General features: G+C 72.6%; 24 protein-coding genes. 13 read left to right on the forward strand and 11 right to left on the reverse strand.

All coding sequences use genetic code 11. The annotated features are described in order from the left end of the window. The 3 genes from ADY59_RS37345 to ADY59_RS37355 form a co-directional block, all read right to left on the reverse strand. Positions 1-669: protein kinase domain-containing protein (locus ADY59_RS37345; protein WP_049572850.1), on the reverse strand; the 669-nt coding region annotated here is incomplete at its 3' end. 108 nt (positions 670-777) lie between these two features. After that, a complete protein-coding gene (locus ADY59_RS37350) occupies positions 778-1,332 on the reverse strand; it encodes a GNAT family N-acetyltransferase (RefSeq protein WP_049572851.1) in 555 nt (184 codons plus the stop codon). 12 nt (positions 1,333-1,344) lie between these two features. Beyond that, the gene (locus ADY59_RS37355; RefSeq protein ID WP_082310698.1) at positions 1,345-1,833 is read right to left on the reverse strand and encodes a shikimate kinase; all 489 of its coding nucleotides are present in this window, start codon (positions 1,831-1,833) and stop codon (positions 1,345-1,347) included. A 58-nt stretch (positions 1,834-1,891) separates the two neighbouring features. Between ADY59_RS37355 and ADY59_RS37360 the strand changes: the two genes are divergently transcribed. Both ADY59_RS37360 and ADY59_RS37365 read left to right on the forward strand, forming a co-directional pair. Continuing rightward, entirely contained in the window at positions 1,892-2,173 is a 282-nt protein-coding gene (locus ADY59_RS37360; protein WP_049572852.1) for a hypothetical protein, read from the forward strand. A 13-nt stretch (positions 2,174-2,186) separates the two neighbouring features. Next, a complete protein-coding gene (locus ADY59_RS37365; RefSeq protein ID WP_049572853.1) occupies positions 2,187-2,570 on the forward strand; it encodes a ChaB family protein in 384 nt (127 codons plus the stop codon). A gap of 109 nt (positions 2,571-2,679) precedes the next feature. Here ADY59_RS37365 and ADY59_RS37370 read toward each other — a convergent pair whose 3' ends face one another. Genes ADY59_RS37370 through ADY59_RS37380 form a run of 3 tightly spaced genes read right to left on the reverse strand, consistent with a single transcriptional unit; the run spans position 2,680 to position 5,813 of the window. Continuing rightward, positions 2,680-4,506 (reverse strand): transketolase, encoded by a 1,827-nt coding sequence (locus ADY59_RS37370; RefSeq protein ID WP_049572854.1) that lies wholly within the window; start codon positions 4,504-4,506, stop codon positions 2,680-2,682. Between the two features lie 33 nt (positions 4,507-4,539). Next, entirely contained in the window at positions 4,540-5,547 is a 1,008-nt protein-coding gene (locus ADY59_RS37375) for an SDR family oxidoreductase (RefSeq protein WP_049572856.1), read from the reverse strand. Between the two features lie 8 nt (positions 5,548-5,555). Continuing rightward, the gene (locus ADY59_RS37380) at positions 5,556-5,813 is read right to left on the reverse strand and encodes a hypothetical protein (RefSeq protein WP_156325965.1); all 258 of its coding nucleotides are present in this window, start codon (positions 5,811-5,813) and stop codon (positions 5,556-5,558) included. Here ADY59_RS37380 and ADY59_RS37385 point away from each other — a divergent pair. The 3 genes from ADY59_RS37385 to ADY59_RS37395 are packed head-to-tail and all read left to right on the forward strand — an operon-like array spanning position 5,812 to position 7,879. Next, the gene (locus tag ADY59_RS37385; protein ID WP_082310699.1) at positions 5,812-6,870 is read left to right on the forward strand and encodes a DNA topoisomerase IB; all 1,059 of its coding nucleotides are present in this window, start codon (positions 5,812-5,814) and stop codon (positions 6,868-6,870) included. The genes ADY59_RS37380 and ADY59_RS37385 overlap by 2 nt on opposite strands. 45 nt (positions 6,871-6,915) lie before the next feature. Next, the gene (locus ADY59_RS37390; protein WP_049572861.1) at positions 6,916-7,164 is read left to right on the forward strand and encodes a BON domain-containing protein; all 249 of its coding nucleotides are present in this window, start codon (positions 6,916-6,918) and stop codon (positions 7,162-7,164) included. Then, positions 7,157-7,879: a metallophosphoesterase family protein gene (locus tag ADY59_RS37395; RefSeq protein ID WP_197094043.1), complete on the forward strand. Its 723-nt coding sequence runs from the start codon at positions 7,157-7,159 to the stop codon at positions 7,877-7,879. Before ADY59_RS37390 ends, ADY59_RS37395 begins: the two co-directional genes overlap by 8 nt. Here the strand turns inward: ADY59_RS37395 and ADY59_RS37400 are convergent. After that, the gene (locus tag ADY59_RS37400) at positions 7,876-9,603 is read right to left on the reverse strand and encodes a SpoIIE family protein phosphatase (RefSeq protein WP_049572864.1); all 1,728 of its coding nucleotides are present in this window, start codon (positions 9,601-9,603) and stop codon (positions 7,876-7,878) included. The genes ADY59_RS37395 and ADY59_RS37400 overlap by 4 nt on opposite strands. Before the next feature lie 182 nt (positions 9,604-9,785). After that, entirely contained in the window at positions 9,786-9,935 is a 150-nt protein-coding gene (locus ADY59_RS51885; RefSeq protein WP_020543887.1) for a GPGG-motif small membrane protein, read from the reverse strand. Between the two features lie 70 nt (positions 9,936-10,005). On the opposite strand from ADY59_RS51885, the gene ADY59_RS37405 reads away from it, so the two are divergent. Beyond that, positions 10,006-10,962 (forward strand): TIGR03557 family F420-dependent LLM class oxidoreductase, encoded by a 957-nt coding sequence (locus tag ADY59_RS37405; protein WP_049572867.1) that lies wholly within the window; start codon positions 10,006-10,008, stop codon positions 10,960-10,962. Here the strand turns inward: ADY59_RS37405 and ADY59_RS37410 are convergent. Continuing rightward, positions 10,959-11,444: a DUF1360 domain-containing protein gene (locus ADY59_RS37410; RefSeq protein ID WP_049572870.1), complete on the reverse strand. Its 486-nt coding sequence runs from the start codon at positions 11,442-11,444 to the stop codon at positions 10,959-10,961. The two genes, ADY59_RS37405 and ADY59_RS37410, sit on opposite strands and share 4 nt — an antisense overlap. Positions 11,445-11,557: 113 nt before the next feature. Here ADY59_RS37410 and ADY59_RS37415 point away from each other — a divergent pair, with 113 nt between their 5' ends. The 6 genes from ADY59_RS37415 (at position 11,558) to ADY59_RS37440 (ending at position 17,751) form a co-directional block, all read left to right on the forward strand. Further along, positions 11,558-12,109 (forward strand): nucleotidyltransferase family protein, encoded by a 552-nt coding sequence (locus ADY59_RS37415; RefSeq protein WP_231619077.1) that lies wholly within the window; start codon positions 11,558-11,560, stop codon positions 12,107-12,109. Positions 12,110-12,167: 58 nt separating this feature from the next. Continuing rightward, the gene (locus ADY59_RS37420) at positions 12,168-12,983 is read left to right on the forward strand and encodes an SAM-dependent methyltransferase (protein WP_049572877.1); all 816 of its coding nucleotides are present in this window, start codon (positions 12,168-12,170) and stop codon (positions 12,981-12,983) included. A 173-nt stretch (positions 12,984-13,156) separates the two neighbouring features. Further along, the gene (locus ADY59_RS37425; RefSeq protein WP_049572880.1) at positions 13,157-14,038 is read left to right on the forward strand and encodes a DMT family transporter; all 882 of its coding nucleotides are present in this window, start codon (positions 13,157-13,159) and stop codon (positions 14,036-14,038) included. Positions 14,039-14,159: 121 nt separating this feature from the next. Beyond that, positions 14,160-16,358, forward strand: coding sequence for an accessory Sec system translocase SecA2 (gene secA2 / locus ADY59_RS37430; protein ID WP_442937777.1), 2,199 nt, complete (start codon positions 14,160-14,162; stop codon positions 16,356-16,358). A 36-nt stretch (positions 16,359-16,394) separates the two neighbouring features. Further along, on the forward strand, positions 16,395-16,766 hold the full coding sequence (locus ADY59_RS37435; protein ID WP_049572882.1) for a VOC family protein: 372 nt from the start codon (positions 16,395-16,397) through the stop codon (positions 16,764-16,766). Between the two features lie 100 nt (positions 16,767-16,866). After that, positions 16,867-17,751: a DMT family transporter gene (locus ADY59_RS37440; protein ID WP_049572884.1), complete on the forward strand. Its 885-nt coding sequence runs from the start codon at positions 16,867-16,869 to the stop codon at positions 17,749-17,751. Here the strand turns inward: ADY59_RS37440 and ADY59_RS37445 are convergent. Beyond that, positions 17,654-18,811: an FAD-dependent monooxygenase gene (locus ADY59_RS37445; RefSeq protein ID WP_049572887.1), complete on the reverse strand. Its 1,158-nt coding sequence runs from the start codon at positions 18,809-18,811 to the stop codon at positions 17,654-17,656. The genes ADY59_RS37440 and ADY59_RS37445 overlap by 98 nt on opposite strands. A gap of 79 nt (positions 18,812-18,890) precedes the next feature. Between ADY59_RS37445 and ADY59_RS37450 the strand changes: the two genes are divergently transcribed. Beyond that, entirely contained in the window at positions 18,891-19,463 is a 573-nt protein-coding gene (locus ADY59_RS37450) for a TetR/AcrR family transcriptional regulator (protein WP_049572890.1), read from the forward strand. On the opposite strand, the gene ADY59_RS37455 is transcribed toward ADY59_RS37450, so the two are convergent. Next, a complete protein-coding gene (locus ADY59_RS37455; protein WP_049572893.1) occupies positions 19,445-21,286 on the reverse strand; it encodes a WD40 repeat domain-containing protein in 1,842 nt (613 codons plus the stop codon). The two genes, ADY59_RS37450 and ADY59_RS37455, sit on opposite strands and share 19 nt — an antisense overlap. Positions 21,287-21,499: the final 213 nt, after the last annotated feature.

Consider the following 21,499-nt stretch of genomic DNA (forward strand, 5'->3'; position numbering starts at 1 on the left):
GTCGGCGGTGTCCTTGGCGAGGGCACGGGCGACCAGCGGGCGCAGGGACGGGGGCAGCACCGTCAGATCGGGGTCGGCGGACAGCAGCCGGTGCATGACCTCGCCCAGGCTCCCCCCGCTGAACGGATCGCACCCGGTGGCCGCGTACAGCACCAGCCCGCCCCAGGCGAACACGTCGCCCTCGGGCCCGGCGGGCTCGCCGGTGAAGACCTCGGGCGCCATGTACGTGCGCGTCCCGCCGACGGCGCCGGGCCCGCCGACGCCGACGACCTTGGGCCCGTCGCCGCACAGCAGGACCTTCTCGGGCCTTAAGTCCTGATGCGCGACCTCGCTCGCGTGCAGGGCCGCGAGCGCGGACGCCACCGCCGCCGCGAGCGTGACGAGCTCGCCGCCGGCGTAGGGCCCGTGACACTCCACCGCCCGCCGCAGGTCGGGCCCGTCGGCGAAGGCGGTGACCAGATACGGTGGCGCGGCGTCGGGCCGGACCTCGACCACCTCGGCCAGGCACGGGTGCGCCACCGGCCGGATCCGGGGGAGGGCGCCGCGCGGCACCCGCACCGCGAACCTGCGCCCTTCGTCGTCGTAGGCGTCGTAGACCACGCCGCGCCGGGACACGCTGAGCCGGCCTGCCGGCCAGTAGCCGCCAAGCCTGTCGGGGTCACCGGGCACCGAGCGCATCATCGAAGGCTTAGATGCGCGACCGCGGCGTTTGGTTGCGCCTGGCACCAGGACACCACAGGCTCCCCGCGCGCCTCGGGGAGCCCGTGGTCATGATCATTATTGCAGGCTTCCGGATCTTGCCCGCCATTCCCTCCGCAGCACGGACATGACGACCGAGTCATGCCATTCCCCATCCCAGCGCAGCGCGTCGCGGAGGACGCCCTCCTCCACGAACCCGATCTTCTTGTACACATGCCTGGCCCGCTCGTTGAAGGCGTGCACCTCCAGGCTGACGCGGTGCAGCGGCGTCGTCGTGAACGCGTGGTCCAGCACCAGCTCGATCGCCTCGGTGCCGTAGCCCCTGCCGAACACCCGCGAGCCCAGCAGCGCGATCCGCAGGTTGCACGACAGGTTGGCCGGGTCGTACTCGTTGAGCACCACTTCGCCCACGTACGCGTCGCCGGCCATGATGGCCAGGTCGAGCCGGTCGTCGTGGTCGGCCCGGGTGGCGCACCAGCGGCGGCTCGCCTCCAGGTCGATCTCCCCGTGCGAACCGGTGAGCCGCCGCACCTCCGCGTCGGACACCAGCTCGAACAGGCCCTCGGCATGCTCGGGGCCGACCGGCCGCAGCGTCACGCGGGAACCCACCAGGACAGGCTTGTCAGCGAACATCGCCCATGGGTATCAGTCGTGCTCGGCGGGGGGCAACCCGATATCGCGGCGCACCGCCGCCAGCACCTCCTCCGGCCGCAGCACCCCCACGTCGTACTTCAGGCCGGCCACCTCGACGAAGAACCGCTCCCGCCGCGCCCGCATGTCGGCGGGGGAGAAGTCGGGCCGATGGTCGCTGGTGCGCATCCGCTGCGCCAGCACCTCGTCGGCCGCGTCGAGCCAGATGACCAGCGCGTCGCGCAGGGCGGCCCGCACCTCGGGGCTCTCCAGCGTGCTCGCCGCCGCGGCGATCACCTTCGGCTCGCCCTCCAGCTCGTGCAGCACGTGCTCGGCCTCGCGCTCGTGCAGCACGTCGGCGCCGTCACGGGCGGCGATCTCGGCCGCGCTCAGGCCGTAGCGCTTTCTCAGGAACGGGTCACTGTCGCTGAACGGCAGCCCGAGCGACTCCGCGAGGAGCCGGCCGGCGGTCGTCTTACCGCTGCCCATCAGCCCGATCACCACGACTGGTTTGTTTTTCCACATATGGATAGAGGATTCCTCGTGTCAAGGAGGTAAAGCAATGACCATCGCCGGAAGCATCATCCTCATCATGCTCGGTGCGATCCTCACCTGGGCCGTCGAGTTCGACCTCGCCGGCCTCGACATCAACATCGTCGGCGTCATCATCATGCTCGGCGGGCTGGTGGGGCTGGCATTCGGGATCTACCGGATCAGCGTGACGCGCAGGGCCGTCGGCCCGATCGAGCAGCCCGTCCACAGGCACGAGATCTACGAGGAGCCCGAGGCACGCAGGACCACGGTGTACGAGGAGCGTCGGCACCATGACGAGCCGCCGCTGTAGGAGGTGAAGCCACATGCCAGCCAGCCAGGAACTGCCGCAGACCATCCGCCGCTCCCCCAAGAAGGCACAGGACACGTGGATGAAGGCGCACGACTCGGCCGTCGAGGAGTACGGCGAGGGCAGGCGCGCCCACATGACCGCCTTCGCGGCGCTGAAGCACTCCTTCGAGAAGGTCGGCGACCACTGGGAGCCCAAGGCCAGGAAGGGGCCCTCCGACAAGGGGGCCACGGACCGGTCGGGCCGGACCGCCGAAGGCGTCGACGCCAACGCCAGCAAGGATCACCTGCAGGGGGTGGCGTCGAGGCTGGGGATCAAGGGGCGGTCGAAGATGAAGAAGCCGGAGCTGGTGGACGCCATCAAGAAGGCCAACCGCCGGGCCACGGCCAAGTCCCGCTGACCATCCCCCGAAGACCTCCGCCCGGCCGGGCGGAGGTCTTTCGCTGGCCGGGGGAACCCCGCGCCTGAAGAACCCCGCGCCGGAGGTCTTCCGGCGCGGGGTTCTGTTCTCAGATGAGGCGTTTGACAGCGGCGACGATGGCGTCGCGGTCGATATGGGCGTCGGCGAGCTGCTCCTGCGGGGTCGCCGAGCCGGGCAGGCCGTGGACGGCGAGCTTGATGACGCGGGGGCCGAGCTCGCTGACCGCGTCCAGGACGGCGTCGCCGAGCCCGCCCTCGGGACGGTGGTCCTCGACGGTGATCAGGTTGCCGGTCGTGGTGGCCGCCTCGACCAGGACGGCGGCGTCGATGGGCTTGATCGAGTACATGTCGACCACGCCCACGTGGAAGCCCTCGCCGGCCAGGGTGTCGGCGGCGGCCAGGGCCTCGTGCACGGTGATGCCGGCCGCCACGATCGTGGCCCGGTCGCCGGGGGAGTGGCGCAGCACGCGGGAGCCGCCCACGGGGAACCGCTCGCCGGGCGGGTAGACGACCGGCGTGTCCCCCCGGGTGGTGCGCAGGTAGGCGACCCCGAACAGGTCCGCCATCTCGGCCGTCAGCGCCGCCGCCTGGTTGCCGTCGCACGGGTACAGCACGGTGCTGCCGTAGACGGCGCGCATCATGGCCAGGTCCTCCAGCCCCATCTGGGACGGCCCGTCCTCGCCGATCGACACGCCCGCGTGCGAGCCGACCAGCCGGATCGACGACTGCGACACCCCCGCCATCCGGACGAAGTCGTACGCGCGGGTCAGGAAGGCGGCGAAGGTGGCCGCGTACGGGATCCAGCCCCGGATGCGCAGGCCCGCGGCGGCGGCGACGAGCTGCTGCTCGGCGATGTACATCTCGAAGAAGCGCTCGGGGAACTCCCGGGCGAACGCCTCGGCCTTGGTCGAGTCGGCCACCTCGCCGTCGAGCGCGACCACGTCGCCGCGGGCCGCGCCGAGCGCCGCCAGCGCCTCGCCGTAGGCGGTCCTGGTGGCGACCCGGTCGCCGAGCTCGTACGCGGGCAGCCGCAGCTCCCCGTCCGCGAACCGGTACGGCTCGCCCGAGCTTTCCGGCTTGCGCACCTCGACGCGCAGGTCGCGGAGACCGCCCAGCTCCTCGACCGCCTGGTCCGGATCCGTCAGCGCCTTGCCGTGCGCCCCTTCGCGGTTCTCGACCTCCCGGACGCCTTCGCCCTTGCGCGTCTTGGCCAGGATCACGGTCGGCCGCCTGCGCGTGTTGCGGGCGTCGCCGAGCGCGTAGTCGATCTGGCCGGGGTCGTGCCCGTCGACCTCGACCGTGTGCCAGCCGAACGCGCCGAACCGCCGCGCGTACGCCCCCAGGTCCCAGCCGTGCCTGGTGGGGCCGCGCTGGCCCAGCCGGTTCACGTCCACGATGAGGGTGACGTTGGACAGGCCCTCGCTGCCGGCGTGCTCGGCGGCCTCCCAGACGGAGCCCTCGGCGAGCTCGCTGTCGCCGCACAGCACCCACACCTGGTACGGCATGCGTTCCAGCCGCCCGGCCATGGCCACGCCCACGCCGACGGGCAGCCCCTGGCCGAGAGAGCCGGTGGCCACCTCCACCCACGGCAGGCGGGGCGTCGGATGGCCCTCCAGGCGGCTGCCGCGTTTCCTGAACGACAGCAGCTCCTCGTCGCTGACCGCCCCGGCCGCCTTGTACAGCGAGTAGAGCAGCGGTGACGCGTGCCCCTTGGAGAAGATGAGGTGATCGTTGGCCGGATTGGCGGGGTCGGCGAAGTCGTAGCGCAGATGCCGGGCGAACAGCACGGCCATCAGATCGGCCGCGGACATCGACGACGTCGGATGACCGGATCCGGCCGCGGCGGCGGCGCGCACGGAGTCGACCCGCAACTGCGCCGCCAGCTCACCGAGGAACTGAAGATCATGGTCGGCCATCAGGCCTCCTCCCTAGGTCGGCTGGGCCGGCGGTCAGCGCAGCACGCGGCGGAGCAGGACCGCGCCCGCCGCCGCGCCCGCCAGCGCCGTCACGGCCGTCCGGTGCCGGGAGAGCCAGAGCTGCGGGCTGCGGCCGTGGCTCTTGCTGTCGAAGCTGCCGTGGGCGCCGTAGTCGGTCGTCTCGTCGGCGGGCTCCCACAGGTTGGCCACGCCGCTGGGCGCCTTCTCGCCGGTCTGCTGGGAGTCCACGCCGGTCCTGCCCAGGTAGCGGTCCACGAGGGCGGGCGCGACCCGCTGGGCCAGCAGCGTGGCCACGGTCATGGAGCCCACCCAGTACTCCTTGCGCTCCGGGTGCGCGGCCGCGTGGACGATGCCCCGGGCGGCGACCTCGGGCTGGTAGATCGGGGGAACCGGCTGCGGGTGACGGCGCAGCTTCGACAGCACCCAGTCGAACTGCGGCGTGTTCACGGCCGGCAACTGGACCATGGTGACGTGGATGCCGCTCCGCTCGGCCATCAGCTCGGTGCGGACCGACTCGGTGAAGCCCTTGACGGCGTGCTTGGCGCCGCAGTAGGCCGACTGCAGGGGGATGCCGCGGTAGGCGAGCGCCGAGCCCGCCTGCACGATCGCGCCCCGGCCGCGCGGTTTCATCAGGTCCAGCGCCACCCTGGTGCCCCACACGTAGCCCAGGTACGTGACCGCCGTGGTGCGTTCGAACTCGGCGGGCTCGATGTCGGTGAACCGGGCGAACACCGAGGAGAACGCCACGTTGATCCATACGTCGATGGGGCCCAGCTCGGCCTCGATCTGCTCGGCCGCCCGCCGTACCTCCCCGTAGTCCGCGACGTCGGCCTCGTACACCTGCCCGATGCCGCCGGCGGCGCCGACGTCCACGGCGGCGGCGCCGAGCCCGGCCATGCCGCGGGCGATCAGCGCGACCTTGGCGCCCTGGTGGCCGAGCTCGCGCACGACCGCCCGGCCGACGCCGCCGCTGGCGCCGGTGACGACGACGACCTTGTCCTGGAGGGTATGTCCTGACATGGGGGATTTCAGCCCGCCTCTCCGGTGTCGCGGTTCTTCTGCCGGCGGACGGCCAGCACGATGTCGATGACGACCACCACGGCGGCCACGATCGCGATCCCGGTCATCACCGGTGCGCGGGAGATCACGCCCAGCACGGCGAGCGCGAACAGGAACACCAGGAGGAACGAGCCCACGCGGATGTGCACCACGTCGCGCGGCGTGGCGGGGACCATGGCGTGACCTCGGCCGTCCCTGCTCTCTTGCCAATTCCGGTCTTCAGTCATGAGGGCCACCTGCCCGTGCCGTTTGCCGCCTAACGTCGTGGGTAGCCGGGCCGGCGTGCCGGAGCTGCATCCCAGTGAACAGAGTGAGCCGGGCATCGTGCGGAGGCGTCGCGGACGCGGCTTCAGCTATCACGGACCCGGCGGCGAACCCGTGCGCGATCCGGCGGTACTGGACCGCATCAAGGCGCTCGTCATCCCGCCGGCCTGGACCGACGTGTGGATCTGCGCCTCCGGGCACGGTCACCTCCAGGCGGCGGGCACCGACGCGGCCGGGCGCAGGCAGTACCTCTACCACGACGAATGGCGGCGGCAGCAGGACGAGGCCAAGTTCGACCGCGTGCTGGAGCTGGCCGAGCGGCTGCCCGCCTTCAGGAAGACCGTGGACGACCAGCTCAGCGGGCGCGGCCTGACCAGGCAGCGGGTGCTGGCCGCGGCGGCCCGGCTGCTGGACGTGGGCTTCTTCCGGGTGGGCGGCGAGAACTACGACACCTACGGCCTGGCCACGCTCAGGATGGAGCACGTCACCTGCGCCGGAAACACCGTCACCTGCTCCTATCCGGCCAAGGGCGACGTGCCGCGCGAGATCGAGGTGGCCGACGCGGGCGCCTGCCGGGTGATCAGGTCGCTCAAGGCGCTGCGCACCGACGGCGAGCTGCTGCGCTACCGGCGCGAGGACGGCGGCTGGGCCGACGTGCGCAGCGAGGACATCAACGGCTACCTGCGCGACACCATCGGCGACTTCACCGCCAAGGACTTCCGCACCTGGCACGCCACCGTCCTGGCCGCCGTCGGCCTCGCGGTCTCCAAGGAGGCGGGCTCCGCCACCGCCAGAAAGCGCGCGATCACCCGCGTGATGCGCGAGGTCTCGGACTATCTGGGCAACACCCCCACCGTCGCCCGCGCCTCGTACGTGGATCCGCGCGTGATCGAGGCGTACGAGCGCGGCCGGACGATCGCGGGCGCGCTGACCGAGCTGGGGGCGGACGTCGACCACGGCCGGCTCGCCACGCACGGAAGCGTGGAACGCGCGGTCATGGACCTTCTCGCCGCTGTTTGAGCTGTTCATCCATGGGCATGCGGCGTCAGGAGTGAGGAGGAAGCCATGGAAGCTCCGCAGTACGTCGCGGCCCGCGTCCAGGAGGCGATGGCCCAGGACGGGCGCACGCACGAGCTCGGCATCCACGTCGACGTGCGCGGCGACCAGCTGTTCCTGCGCGGCCAGGTGAGCGGCGCCGAGCAGCGCGACCGGCTCGCCGAGGTGGCCCGCGAGGCCGCCCCCGACCTGCACGTGCACAACGAGATCAACGTCGTCGAGATCACCGAGCCCAGGGAGGTTGAGCATCTTGACTGAACTGCGCATCGCAGCCGTAGGGGACATCCACCTGGGCGAAGACGTCCGGGGCCAGTACCGCAAGCGCCTGGAGGGCATCGAGGAGCGCGCCGACGTGCTGATGGTCGCCGGTGACCTGACCCGGCACGGCACGCTGGAGGAAGGCAGGCTGGTGGCCGACGAGCTGCGCGACCTGCCGGTGCCGGTCGTCGCGGTGCTCGGCAACCACGACTACCACTCCGACCTGCAGCACGAGATCACGAGCGAGCTGCGTGACGCCGGCGTGATCGTGCTCGACGACGACGGCGCGGTCCTGGACTGCGGCCCGGTCCGGCTGGGCGTGGTCGGCGGCAAGGGCTTCGGCGGCGGGTTCGCCGGCAAGTGCGCCAGCGAGTTCGGCGAGCGGGAGATCAAGGACTTCGTGGCGCACACCCGCTACATCGCCGAGTCGTGGCAGCGCGCGCTCAAGGACATCCAGGCCGACCGGCGCGTGGTGCTGTCGCACTACTCGCCGGTCAAGGAGACGCTGGAGGGCGAGCCGCACGAGATCTACCCCTTCCTCGGCAGCTACCTGCTGGCCGAGGCCGTCGACACCGCCGGGGCCGACCTCATCCTGCACGGCCACGCGCACAAGGGCAGCGAGAAGGGCATGACGCCGGGCGGCATCCGGGTCCGCAACGTGGCCCTGCCGGTGCTCGGCCGCGCCTACGCCGTCTACTGCCTCAACGGCTTCTAGAGCACCCGGACGGCCATGAGGCACACGTCGTCCTCCGAGCTGCCGCCCCCCAGCCGCTCCAGCAGGCAGTCGATCATCTCTTCCGGGTCGTCGCCGGCGCAGAAGTGCGAGGCTTGCACCAGCGCCTCCAGGCCGCTGTCCAGATCCCGGCCACGCCGCTCGACCACGCCGTCGGTGTAGAGCACCAGCAGGTCGCCCGGTTCCAGCCGGGTCACGCTCATGCCGTACTCGGCCGAGTCGAGCGCGCCGAGCATCATGCCCGTGGGCGCCTCGATGAGCCGGCCCCGGCCCTCCCTGACGAGGATCGGGCCGGGATGTCCCGCGCTCGTCCACGAGAACGTGCGGTCCGCGGGATCGAAGTGGCCGATGATCGCGGTGCCGGTCGCCGTGATCCCCTCGTTGGAGTGCAGGATGAGGTCGTTCAGCCAGGTGGCGAGCTGCCCGGCGGGCGCCGCGGTGTAGGCGAGCCCGGCCAGGCCGGAGCGCGTCTGCAGCATCAGGCTCGCCGCAGTGAGCCCGTGGCCCATCGCGTCGCCGATCGCCAGCAGCGTGCGGCCGTCGGGCAGGACCCGCGACTTGAACCAGTCGCCGCCCAGCCGGGCCAGCTGCTCCGCGGGCAGATACCGGACGCCGACCGCCAGCCCGGGGGTGTGCACCAGGCCGCGCCGGAGCGGCATGATCGTGTCCTGCAGCCGCACCGTGACGCCGTGCTCCTCCTCGGCCCGGCGCCGCTGCAGGGTGGCCTGCTCGTGCGCCACGGCCAGGGCCCGTTCCCTGCGGCGGGTACGCGTCACGTCCTGGGCCAGGCACCTGACCTTCACCGGCACGCCGTCACCGTCGAGGATGGGCTCGCTGAACACGCTCAGATGCCGCACCCCGTAACGGTGCTGGACCCGGAAGGCGGTCTCGACCGCCTCGCGGTACTCCAGCAGCGAGCGCATCATGTCGTCCACCACCGGCAGGTCGTCCGGCACCACCATGCTGGAGATCTCCTCCAGCGACAGCGGGGCGTCGTCCCGGTTGCGGCCGAACATCTCGTACATGCCGGACGTCCACAGGATGTGCTCGGTGGCCAGGTTCCACTCGCCCCAGCCCAGCTCGGCCAGCCGCTGGGCGCGTTCCCAGCCGGTCACGAGCAGCTCCTCGTCGTCGAGGGTGCGCCAGGTGACCAGCAGGCCCGCCTCCACCCGGGCCGCGCGCACGCTCAGCGTCGCCGGCCAGATCCGCTGGTCCACGACCTCCACGAACTCCAGCGGCACCCGCTGCACGGGCTCGCCGCTCTCGTAGGCGTGGATGTAGTCGTCGAGCAGCCCCGAACTGGCCACGCCGGGGCTGGCCGTGATCAGCCGACGGCCGGCGAGTTCGTGCTCCCCGAGGCCCGCGGGCGTCCTGGCGTGCCGGTTGGCGGCGACGATGCGGAAGTCCACCACCCGGCCCGCCTCGTCGCAGATGGGCGTGAGGTAGAAGGCCGAGGCGTGCGCCGCCTCCAGCATGCCGCGCACCCAGTGGGGCACCTCGGCGGCGACGACCTCCGGTTCGAGCGGGCGCTCGACGCCCTTGGCGACGTCGACCGGGTCCAGCCCGCTCTGCTTGGCCATCCTGGCGAGCCGCTCGGCCGCCTCGGCCGGCCGGATGCCGAGGCCGGTGGCGAGCCGGGCGGTGGCCTCGTCGATGATGGCCTCGTTACGCATGTGGCGGCGCAGCTCGGCGAGCTTGTCACGCACTCTCGCCGAGGCTGCGCCTGTCTCGTAACGCCTGAACGATGGCAAATCAGTCACGCCATCGCCCATGCCCTTAGAAAAGGCTATGAGCTAGGCGTCGGGCGATATTTCAGCAAAAACAGTATTAGGTCCGCTGGGCCGGTCTCGGAGTTCGGCCCAGCGGAAGGGTTTGACCGCTGACCTGCCTAAACATTGAAGATACTGACCCCGCCAGGTCCGACGAGGAAACCGAGAACGATCAGGACGATCCCCCACAGGAGATCGCGACGGGCCAGGATCACATAGATCCCGGCGATGACGAGGATTACCGCGATGATCCAGAGCAAAGTAGCCATGAGCCAGCAACTGCCCCCCTGATCCGATACTTAACATGTTTTTCAGCTCGGCAACGGGCAGGGGAGCCGCATGACGACTTTCGGCTACTTCCTGTCCTGCGAGGAGCACGGCCCCCGGGAGCTGGTGCGCCAGGCCAAGGCCGCCGAGCGCGCCGGGTTCGGCGCGCTGTGGATCTCCGACCACTTCCACCCCTGGCTGGACGAGCAGGGACAGGCGCCGTTCGTCTGGTCGGTGATCGGCGCGATCGCCGAGGCCACCTCGCTGCCCATCACCACCGCCGTCACCTGCCCGCTCGTGCGCATGCACCCGGTCATCGTCGCCCAGGCCACCGCTACCACGGCCGCACTCACCGGCGGCCGGTTCCGGCTCGGGGTGGGCACCGGGGAGGCGCTGAACGAGCACGTCATCGAGTCCCGCTGGCCGCCCGCCGCCGAACGGCTGGAGATGCTGGAGGAGGCCGTCGGCCTGATGCGGGAGCTGTTCACCGGCAAGCTCGTCACCCATCGCGGCCGCCACTACCGGGTGGACACGGCCCGGCTGTACACGCTGCCCGACGAACCGGCGCCCATCTACATGTCCGGCTTCGGGGACAAGTCCATCGAGCTCGCCGGGCGGATCGCCGACGGCTACGTCTCCACCGGCCCCAGCGCCGAATCCGTGGCGAAGTTCCGCGAGGCGGGCGGCGCGGGCAAGCCCACGCTGGGCGGGCTCAAGGCGTGCTACGCCGCCGACGAGGCGAGCGCCCGCAAGACCGTGCACCGCCTGTGGCCGACCCAGGGCATCAAGGGCGAGGCGTCACAGATCCTGCCGCTGCCCCGGCACTTCGAGCAGCTCGCCGAATCGGTCACCGAGGAGCAGGCGGTCGCCGGCACGCCGTGCGGTCCCGACCCCGAAACCCACGCCCGCGCCCTGCGCGAGTACGTCGACGCCGGCTTCGACGAGGTCTACGTCAGCCAGATCGGCCCCGAGCAGGACGCCTTCTTCGACTTCTACCGGCGCGAGGTGCTGCCGCTGGCGCAGAGCTAGGACGCCGACTTCATCAGCTTCGCGTAGGCCAGCTGCAGCCAGTCCGACGCGGCCACCGCCGTCATCGCCGCCCCCGCCAGCCGCGTCATCCGGGGCGCGAACACCAGCCCGATGGCGTAACCGGTGGCCGCCCACTGCGCGATGCAGAACGGGCAGCTCAGCAGCTCGCCCATGGTGTTGCGGGGCTCCTCCTTCAGCTCCGACGGCCCGCTCACCCCCTCGTACCTGGTGAACGGCGCGCGCAGCGGACTCGTCACCGGGTCCTTGGCGACCAGCCGCGCCACCTTGTGCGTGCAGGCCGCCATCAGCGCCAGGTCCATCAGCCCGACGCGGTCCGGCGCGCGCCGCCCGGTCAGCGCCGCCGCCGCCACCGCCGTGCCGACCACCACCCCGTACGCGCCCATGATCCGGACGTACGTGCCCAGCGGCCGGTCGTGCTCGCCCTGGTACTCCTGCTCGGTCCGTTCCAGGAATTGCGTCATGAGGGCACGCGCTACCCCGAATCCCCCGGCTCACGCCTACTCGTCGATCGTTCGGGTAGCCCGCACACATGAGCAGCCATGGCCACGAAGTCACTGACGCCATCCTCGACACGTTGAAGCGAGCCAGCTCCGCGTTGAAGGACGCCGGAGTGAGGTTCGCGCTGGCCGGCGGCTGCGCGGCCTACGCCAGGGGAGCGGCGCCATCGCTGCACGACGTGGACTTCGTGCTCACCGAGCACGACGTGCCCGCTGCTCTGGAGGCGTTGCGCGCGGCGGGCTTCGAGACGGCCAAGCCGCCTGAGGACTGGCTGGTCAAGGCGTACGACGAGGGCCGCCTGGTGGACCTGATCTTCAGGGTGTCGGACCAGGAGGTGACCGCGACGCTGCTCGGCCGGGCCGAGCCGATGAAGGCGTCGGCCGTCATCGTGCCCGTGCTGGAGGCCACCGACCTGGTGATCTCCTGGCTGCTGCCGCTGTCGGAGCACGCCTGCGACTACGGGGCGCTGCTGCCCCAGGTGCGGGCGCTGCGCGAGCAGGTCGACTGGCCCCGCGTGGCGGCGGTGGTGGCCACCTCGCCGTACGCCTCGACGTTCCTGACCCTCCTTGAGCGCCTCGGCGTGCTGGACGGCCCGGTCTCGCCCGCCGGCGATCCCAGCTGGCCGTAATCGCCCGCTGGACGCCGAGTGTCGGTACGATCCGCGTCATCCCTTGAAGGGGGCGCAGGTGACTCTCCGATCCGATCACGAGTGGACCCCTCCCGGCGTCGACGTGGAGCAGCCGAGCATCGCCCGCGTGCACGACGCCCTGCTCGGCGGCACGGAGAACTTCGCCTCCGACCGGGCCGTGGCGCGCCGGCTGAAGGACGCCGTGCCCGAGGTCGTCGACCTCGTCTGGTGCAACCGCGCGTTCATCGGCCGGGTCGTCGACTACCTTGTCCGGCAGGCCGGCGTCCGCCAGTTCGTGGACCTCGGCGCCGGGCTGCCCACCGTCGAGAACACGCACGAGGTGGCCCAGTTCGCCGACCCCTCGGCCCGGATCGTCTACGTCGACCTCGACCCCATGGTGGAGCCGCACGCCCGCGCCATCCTGGCCCGCAACGACCTCGCCACGGCGATCACCGCCGACGCCCGCGACGTGCCCGCCGTCCTCGGCCACCCCGAGCTGCGGCGCCTCATCGACTTCAGCCGGCCGGTCGCCCTCCTCGCCATCGGCCTCCTGCACCTCATCCCCGACCAGGAGGACCCGCACGGCCTCATCCGGCGCTACATGGCGGCGCTGCCCTCCGGCAGCCACCTGGCGGCCTCCAACTTCATGGCCGGCCCCAACCCCAAGGCCCAGGCGCTGGAGACGATGCTGCAGGTCACCATGGGCACCGGCCACTTCCGCACCCGGGAGAGCATCACCCGCTTCTTCGACGGCCTGGACCTCGTCGAGCCCGGCGTCGTCCACTTCCCCCAGTGGCACCCCGACGATCGGCTCCCCGGGCCGCTCGCGCCCTGGGAGGAGATCCTGCTCGGCGGCGTTGCCCGCAGGCCCTGACCGCTCGACGGGATGAGCCGGGGCTAGGGTGTGCGCATGCCGCGTTTCATCTGTTCGCCGCCGCCCGCCCTGTAGCGGGCGGCCTCTCCTGATTTTCCGGGTCTGACGGATCCGGTGGTGGTTGCTGCCCGCATACGGGCCCATTCCACCACTCCATACCGGAGCAATCTGTCATGACCCAGCTCACCACCCAGCTCACCACCCGGCGTGCCACCTGGTACGTCGCCACCGCCGCCGCGGCGTGGGGCACCGGGGGCGCCGCCGGTGCCCTGCTGTTCGCCTCGGGCGGTCTCGACGCCCTGGACGTGTCCTTCTGGCGTTACCTCCTGGGGGCGCTCTTCCTGCTGCCCCTCGCCCGCGGTCTCCGCCTCGACAGGCGCGTCGTCGTCGTGGGCGTCGGCATGGCCGTCTACCAGACCGCCTACTTCGGAGCCATCTCCTGCTCCGGCGTCGCGATCGCCACGGTGGTGACCATGGGCGCCACCCCGGTCTTCACCGCGCTCGGCGGCCGGCTCCTCCTCGGCGAACGCCTCGGCCGCGCCGGTCTCGCCGCCCTCCTCGTCGCCCTCACGGGTCTCCTGCTCCTCACCGCCCAACCGGCCGGCCACGCCACCGCCCCCGTCGCCTCCGGGACGGCCGCCACGCCGTTCGGGGTGGGGCTCGGGCTGGTGTCGGCGGCCGGGTACGCGGGGGTCACGCTGTACTCGCGGCGGCACCGGGCCGGCTCGCGGGGGATGGCCGTCGGCGGTTTCGTGGTGGGGGCCGTCTGCCTGGCGCCGTTCGCGCTGGCCGGCGGGGTGCTGCCGGAGGGCGGGTGGCAGAGCGTGGCGCTGCTCGGCTATCTGGGTGCGGTGCCGACGGCGCTGGCGTACGGGCTGTTCTTCCGGGCGCTGACGGCGCTGCGGGCCACGACCGTGTCGATCGTGTCGCTGGGGGAGGCGGCGGGGGCGGCGGTGCTCGGCGTGCTGGTGTTCGGCGAACGCCTCACGCCGCTCGCCTGGGCGGGATGCGTACTGCTGCTGGTGGCGGCGGTGGCGCGGGCGCGGGAGGAGTAGCGTCGGTGGGTGTCGCCGTATGGGTTAGGGTCCGTACGGCGACGCCTGTCGTGCCGTCGCTCCGCTCCCAGGCCGCCGGTACGGAGGGAACGGTGCCGGCGGAGCGTGCGTTGGAGGAACTGTGGCCTCGATATCGGGATTTGTCAGGAACCTGCTGGACCGTCCGGGCGGCACCCCCCTGACGCCGTACCAGAAGGTCGTCAAGGCGGCCCACGCCCGCGCCGACCGTATCGGCAAGCTGGACGAACTGCCTGAGCCGGACATGAGCGACCTGGCCGAGTTCTGCGCCGTCGCGCGTGAGGCCGCCGACCGCACCCTGGGGCTCAGGCCGTACGACGTGCAGTTGCTCGGGACGCTCGCGCTCCTCGACGGGAAGGTGGCCGAGATGGCCACCGGCGAGGGCAAGACGCTGTCCGGGGCGATGGCGGCGGCGGGCTACGCGTTGCAGGGCAAGCGCGTGCACGTGATGTCCGTCAACGACTACCTGGCCCGGCGCGACGCCGAATGGATGGCGCCGTTCTACGAGGCCATGGGCGTGTCGGTCGGCTGGATCGACCAGAACTCCACCCCGGAGGAGCGGCGCGACGCCTATGCCAGGGACGTCACCTACGGCCCGGTGAGCGAGATCGGGTTCGACGTGCTGCGCGACCGGATGCGCACCTCCGGCGACGAGATCATCGTGCCGGCGCCGGAGGTCGCGCTGATCGACGAGGCCGACTCGGTGCTCGTCGACGAGGCGCGGGTGCCGCTGGTGATGGCCGGGGCGGCCGACGCCGGCAACGCGGTGCCGGAGCTGGCGGCGCTGGTCAGGCAGCTGATCCGGGGCTACCACTACGAGATCGACGAGCAGGCGCGCAACGTCTACCTGACGCCCAAGGGCGCCGAGACGGTGGAGAACCTGCTGGGCGTCGAGCTCTACGACGAGAACGAGCCGGGCACCCTGATCGAGGTCAACCTGGCCCTGCACGCCCACGCCCTGCTGGCCCGCGACGTCGACTACATCGTGCGCGACGGCAAGGTGCAGCTCATCAACCCCTCGCGCGGCCGCGTGGCGGTGCTGCAGCGCTGGCCCGCCGGGCTGCAGGCGGCGGTCGAGGCCAAGGAGGCGCTGCCGCCGAGCGAGAAGGGCGAGATCCTCGACTCGATCACCGTCCAGGGCCTGATCAGGCGCTACCCGAGGGTGTGCGGCATGACGGGCACGGCCGTGGCGGTGAGCGAGCAGCTCGGCGAGTTCTACGGGCTGAAGGTCGCGGTGATCCCGTCCAACCGGCCGTGCGTCAGGAAGGACGAGCCCGACCGCATCTACCCGACGGTCCCCGACAAGGACGCGGCGCTGGTCGAGGAGATCCAGGCGGCGCACGAGACCGGCAGGCCCATCCTCATCGGCACCCTCGACGTGGCCGAGTCGGAGAACCTGGCCAAGCTGCTCCAGCGCCGTGACCTGGAGCCGGTGGTGCTCAACGCCAAGAACGACGCCGAAGAGGCCGCGATCATCGCCAGGGCGGGGGAGCGCGGCGCGATCACCGTCTCGACGCAGATGGCCGGCCGCGGCACCGACATCAGGCTCGGCGACGGCGTCGCCGAACTGGGCGGCCTGTACGTGATCGGCTCCGGCCGCCACTCCAGCAGCCGCCTGGACGACCAGTTGCGCGGCCGGGCGGGCCGTCAGGGCGACCCGGGCGGCTCGGTGTTCTTCGTCAGCATGGGCGACGAGCTGATCACCCAGTTCACGCCGGACGAGCGGCCGCCCGCCGCCGACGCCGACGGGATCGTCCGCCACCGCCGGGGCGCCTACCTGGTGGGGCACGCCCAGCGGGTGGCGGAGGGCGTCAACCTGCAGATCCACCGCAACACCTGGCGCTACACCCGGCTGCTGGAGCAGCAGCGCGAGCTCATCCTGGAGTGGCGCGACAAGGTCCTGCACAGTGACGCGGCGGCCAAGGCGCTCAAGGAGGCCGACGCCGGACGCTGGGAGTCGATGCCCGAGGACACCCGGGAGGAGACGGCCAGGCAGATCGTGCTGCACGCGATCGACCGCTGCTGGACCGAGCACCTGGCGTTCCTCAACGACCTGCGCGAGGGCATCCACCTGCGGGCGCTGGGCCGGATGAGCCCGATCGACGAGTTCCACCGGGAGGCGGTGGCTGAATACAAGCAACTGCTGGCCGAGGTGGAGCGCCGTTCGCTGGAGTCGTTCGAGGCGCCCGAGCCCGACCTCAAGCGTCCCCAGGCGACCTGGACGTACCTGGTGCAGGACAACCCGTTCGGCACCGAGTGGGACCGGATTCTCAAGCGCGTCAAAGGCGGCTCGCGTACCTGACAGAGGGTGGCAGGTACACCCGGCAGACTGATGGGCATGACGACGAAGGCGAACCTCATCGCGGTCACCATCGACTGCGATGAGCCCAGGAAGATGGCCGAGTTCTACCACCAGGTGACCGGCCTGCCCATCACCTATGCCGAGGACGAGTACGCCGCCGTGAGCGACGGCAGCACGTCCCTCTACTTCGGCCGGGTGCCCGACCGCAAGCCGGTGGAGTGGCCGGGCCCGGACAAGCAGTTCCATCTCGACTTCCGGGTGCCGGACGTGGGGAAGGCGGTCGAGGAGTACCTCGCGATCGGCGCCACCAAGCCCGACTTCCAGCCGGGTGTGACGGATGAGGGGGTGGGCTGGATCGTGTTGCGGGATCCTGATGGTCACCTGTTCTGCGTCTGCCCGGAGAAGTGAAGTAGGCCAAGATTGGCCTAAAGGATGATTCGAGTGCATTGCTGCGCATCTAAGCTGGGTTAATGCTCTTGGAAGGATCTCTGCCCCTGCGTGGGCGCCCATGACCTGGGTCGGCCTCCTCATCGCGCTCGCCGGCGCGCTGGGCTACGCCGTGGGCGCGGCGCTGCAACAGTTCGAGGCAGTGGCGGAGGGCGCCTCACTCAGGCTGGCCCGGCGGCCCCGCTGGTGGATCGGCGGCATCATCAGCCTGACCGGCGCGTGCCTGCACGCGGTGGCGCTGAGTTTCGCGCCCCTGGTCGCGGTGCAGCCGATCAGCGTGGCCACACTGGTGTTCGCGGTGCCGCTGGCCGCCTACATGTACGGCCGCAAACCGTACAAGGCGGAGATCTTCGGCTCGATCGCGGTGGCGGTGGGCCTGATCTGGCTCATGATGCTGGTGCCGTCGCACCACGTCACGCCCCGGCTGGGCGACGGCGCGGCGCTCGGGTTCATCGGGGTGATCGCGCTGCTCGTGCTGGTCACCCAGGTGGCCGCGATCCGGGCCCGGGGGGCGAACAAGGCGCTGCTGCTGGCGGTCAGCGCGGGCGTCGCCACCGCGAGCGTGTCCACCTTCGTCCGGGTGGTGGGCGGCGGCATGGAGGGTGACCTGGGGCGGCTGCTGCACTGGTTCACGCTGGCCATCCCGGTGCTGCTGATCTGCGCCACGGTGCTGCTGCAGCGCTCCTACGCGGTCGGCTACTTCGGCATCGCCTACGCGGGCGTGCAGGTCGTCGACCCGATCACCTCGGTGCTGGCCGGCGCGCTGCTGCTCGGCGAGCCGCTGCCGACCAGCCCCGCCACGGCGGTGCCCGCGCTGCTGGCGGCGGCGCTGACCATCGCCGGCACGATCACGCTGGGCCGGTTGACGCCCGATCACTCCCCGGCGAAGCCGGCGGCCGCCATCCCAGAATCCCGTCCATTGAGCGCAGCATCAGATCGGGCGTGAACCGCGTCGCCAGCGAGATCGCCCCGTCGCGCACGGCCACGGCGAGCGGGTTGCGCACCTTGGTGATCCGGCAGATCGACATGGAACGGCGCACCACGTCCGCCGTCCGCCGCAGCCGCGCGGCCGTGTAGGCGGCCAGGTCGCCGCCCGCCAGGTGCCCGAGCACGACCGCGTCCTCGATCGCCTGGCAGGCGCCCTGCCCCAGGTTGGGCGTCATCGGATGGGCCGCGTCGCCCAGCAGCGCCACCCGGCCCGCGTGCATCGCGGGCAGCGGCTCGCGCAGGTAGTAGAGGTCGTTGCGCAGGATGTGCGCCGGCTCGGTGGCCGCCAGCAGGGCGGGGATCGGCTCGTGCCAGCCGCCGAACCGGCGCAGCAGCTCCGCCCGCTCGTCGCCGTGCGGGGCCCCGGCGGGTGACAGGTCGGTGGCGTAGTAGTAGACCAGGTCGTCGTCCAGCGCGTGGACGCCGAACACGGTGCCCCGGCCCCAGCTCTCCGAGCTCCGGATCGGCCCGGGCGGCCTGGCGGCCAGCCCTCGCCACGTCGTCACCCCCGCGTACACCGGCTCCGGGTGCCCGGGGAAGAGCGCGGCCCGCACCGGCGAGTGGATGCCGTCGGCGGCCACGACCAGGTCGGCGGTCAGCTCGCCCGCCCCGGTGCGCACGGTCCCGGTGGCGGCGTCCACGCCCGTGACCGTCGTGCCGAGCCGCAGCCGGTCCGGCTCGAGCGCCTCCGCGAGCAGCTCGACGAGTGTGGCGCGCAGCATGACGACGACCGAGTCGCCGTAGAGCTCCTGCGCCTTGTCCTCGGTGATGTGCGTGAGCCACCGGCCGTCGTGGCGGCGGATGCCCACCTGGCCCTCGACGTTCGACAGCTTGCGCACCCGGTCGCCCAGGCCGAGCACGTCGAGGGCGCGCAGCCCGTTGGCCGCCACCGCCAGACCGGAGCCGACGGGCTCCAGCTCCGGAGCCTGCTCCAGCACGTCCACGTGCCAGCCGGCGCGGTGCAACGCGATGCCGGCGGCCAGGCCGCCGATGCCCCCGCCGATCACTACAGCCTTCATCTCCGCACTCCCCCAACTACGTCTGTAGTGACAATCTACTACGGCTGTAGTTGGGACTACAACTGTAGTATCAGGTTCCGTGAAGCGTTCAGAGGCCGTGGCGGAGGCGGCCATCACCCTGCTGGCCGAGCGGGGCATGCGCGGCCTCACCCACCGCGCCGTCGACGAGGCCGCGGGGCTGCCGCCCGGCTCGACGTCCAACCTGGCGCGCACCCGCGCCGCGCTGCTGGAGCTGACGCTCTCCCGGCTCACCGCGCTGGAGGAGCAGGTGTTCGCCGGAGCCCTGGTGGGCGAGCCGCCGACCGTCGCCGAACTGCCCGACCTCCTGGCCCGGGTGCTCCAGGTCCAGCTCCACGACCGCCGGCGCACGCTGGCCCGCTACGAGCTGGCGCTGGAGGCGACCCGGCGGCCCGAGCTGCGCCGCATCTACGACCGGGCCGGCCGCCGCTTCCGCGACCCCGCCGTCGCCCTGCTCGCCGCCGCCGGCTCCGCCGATCCGGCTCGGCACGGCCGCAGGCTCGTCGCGTACGGCGAGGGCATCATGTTCGACGCGATAGCCGGGGCCGGGACGGAACCGTCGCTGGACGAGATCCGCGAGGCGCTGCGTGAGCTGCTGGCGGGCATGCTCGGCGGTCAGCAGACGTCCCGGTAGGTGACCTCTGGCAGGTGCCTGGCCCACTCCGCGCCCGACAGCCCCCCGTAGCCCGCGCAGACCGCCGCCGCCGCCCGCTCCGGATCCCGCGGGGCGGGGGAGGCGGCCAGGTCGATCGTGAGGACGGTGCCGCGCCCGGCCAGGACGCGCAACCGGCGGCCGTCCGGGCTGAGGGCGGCCTGGGCCGGGCGGTCGGTCCCCGGCGCGGGCACCGACCGGTCGGCCAGCAGTCTGCCGTCCGTCAGCCGCCACGCGCTCACCCGCTCGCCGCTCGTCGCGGCCAGCGCCCGCCCGTCGGCGCTGAAGACCGGGCGCCCGGGCGACGGCTGAAGCCGGAACGGCAGCGTCGGCACCCCGTCCAGCCCGTAGACCTGGATCCCGCTCTCCTCCGCGATCGCCACCCGCTCCCCGTCCGGCGCGAACGCGGCGTACTCCCACGGCATCCGGTCCAGCCACGGCCGCGCGGTCGTCGCCCCCGTCGGCAGGTAACGCAGATGCGAACGGCCGCCGGAGAACACCAGCGCCACCCGATCACGCGGCCCGGCCACCGCGTACTCGCCCACCAGCGTCGCCCGCCGTTTCCGCAGGTCCCACGCCCACCGCTCGCCGGACTGCCGCGCCGCCGCGAACAGCAGCCCGCCGCCCGGGCTGAACCACGCCGCCTGCTCGCCCGGCGCGCCCAGCCCGCGCCCGAACGGCCGCCCCACGCCCAGCCCCGAGCCGGTGTTCCACAGGTACGACCGGTCCACGCCGACCAGCGCCAGCGTCCGCCCGTCCGGCGCCCACGCCATCGCCCGCACGCTCTGGTCCGGCGCCGACGCCGACGCCACCAGCCGCCGCCCGGTCACGTCGTACACCCGCAGCGTCCCGCCCGCCAGCGACGCCAGCCTGCCCCCGTCGCCGGACAGCGCGTGCAGCGACCGCTCGGTGGCGTGCGGGTCGGCGAACGCGTCCACCGCCGGGTCCGCCGCCGCCCCCGCCAGCGCCCGGCGCGCCTCGGCCACCGGCGCCAGGCTCCACGCGGCCAGCGCCAGCTTGCGCGCCGTCACCGGGTCGGCTCCGCGCGCCGCCTCCGCCCGTGACGCCGCCACCTTGGCCATCGCCTGCTCCAGCCGCCCGTCGGCGGCGCCGCCCTGCCAGAGGAGCACCACGGTCAGCGCGACCGCCGCCGCCCCCGCCACCCCGGTCCGCCACAGCCGCGCCCGCCTGCGCGCCATCGCCCGGCAGGCGTCCAGGAACGCCTGCTCGCGGGCGTTCAGCGTCACGTGCCGCCGGTCGCCCGCCGCCCAGGCCAGCGACCGGTCCAGGGCGGCGTCGCGGAACAGGTCCGCGCTCCGCCGCCCGCCCTCCTCCCACCGGCGCGCCGCCCCGGCCAGTTCCCGCTGCACGGCCAGCCCCGAGCGCTCGGCCTCCAGCCAGGCGCGCAGCCTCGGCCAGGCCGCCGGGAGCCCCCCGCAGGCCATCGTCACCCTGCCGTCCGCGCGTTCCAGCAGCCCCGCCTCGCCGTACGTGCTGAGCACCCGGTCGATGGCGGCCGCCTGCTCCGGGGTGCGTCCGACGACCAGGTCCGCGCGTACGGTGTCCGGGGCGAGGCGCAGGAAGACCTCGGGGGCCAGGGCCTGGTCGGGCACGGCGAGCTTCAGGTAGAGCTCCTCGGCCCGGGCCCCCAGGGGAGGGTCGTCGACGGGCTCGGGGGGTAACAGGCGGCCTTGCTGGGACTGCGGGGCGTCGAGCAGGGACATGAGCAGGTGGCGGGCGCTGGGGCGGTGCGCGGGGTCCTCGTGCAGGGCGGAGCCGGCCAGCTCCCGTAATCGGCGATCCATCGGCGACGGCCGCCCCCCGTCCCCCCCCCCCCGCCGGGCCCCCCCCCCCCCCCGCCCCGCCCCGCCCGTCCCCGCAGCGCCCGCCCCGCCGCCGCCCGCCAGCCAGCGCCTGTGCCGTCCGACGTGCCTCCGCCGGTCGCGGTCACCCCGGCCGTTTCGCCGCCCTCGCCGCCTCGGCGGGACGGTCAGGCCGAGCCCGGCGATCTGAACGGC

Source organism: Nonomuraea sp. SBT364 (assembly GCF_001083785.1).
GTDB lineage: Bacteria > Actinomycetota > Actinomycetes > Streptosporangiales > Streptosporangiaceae > Nonomuraea.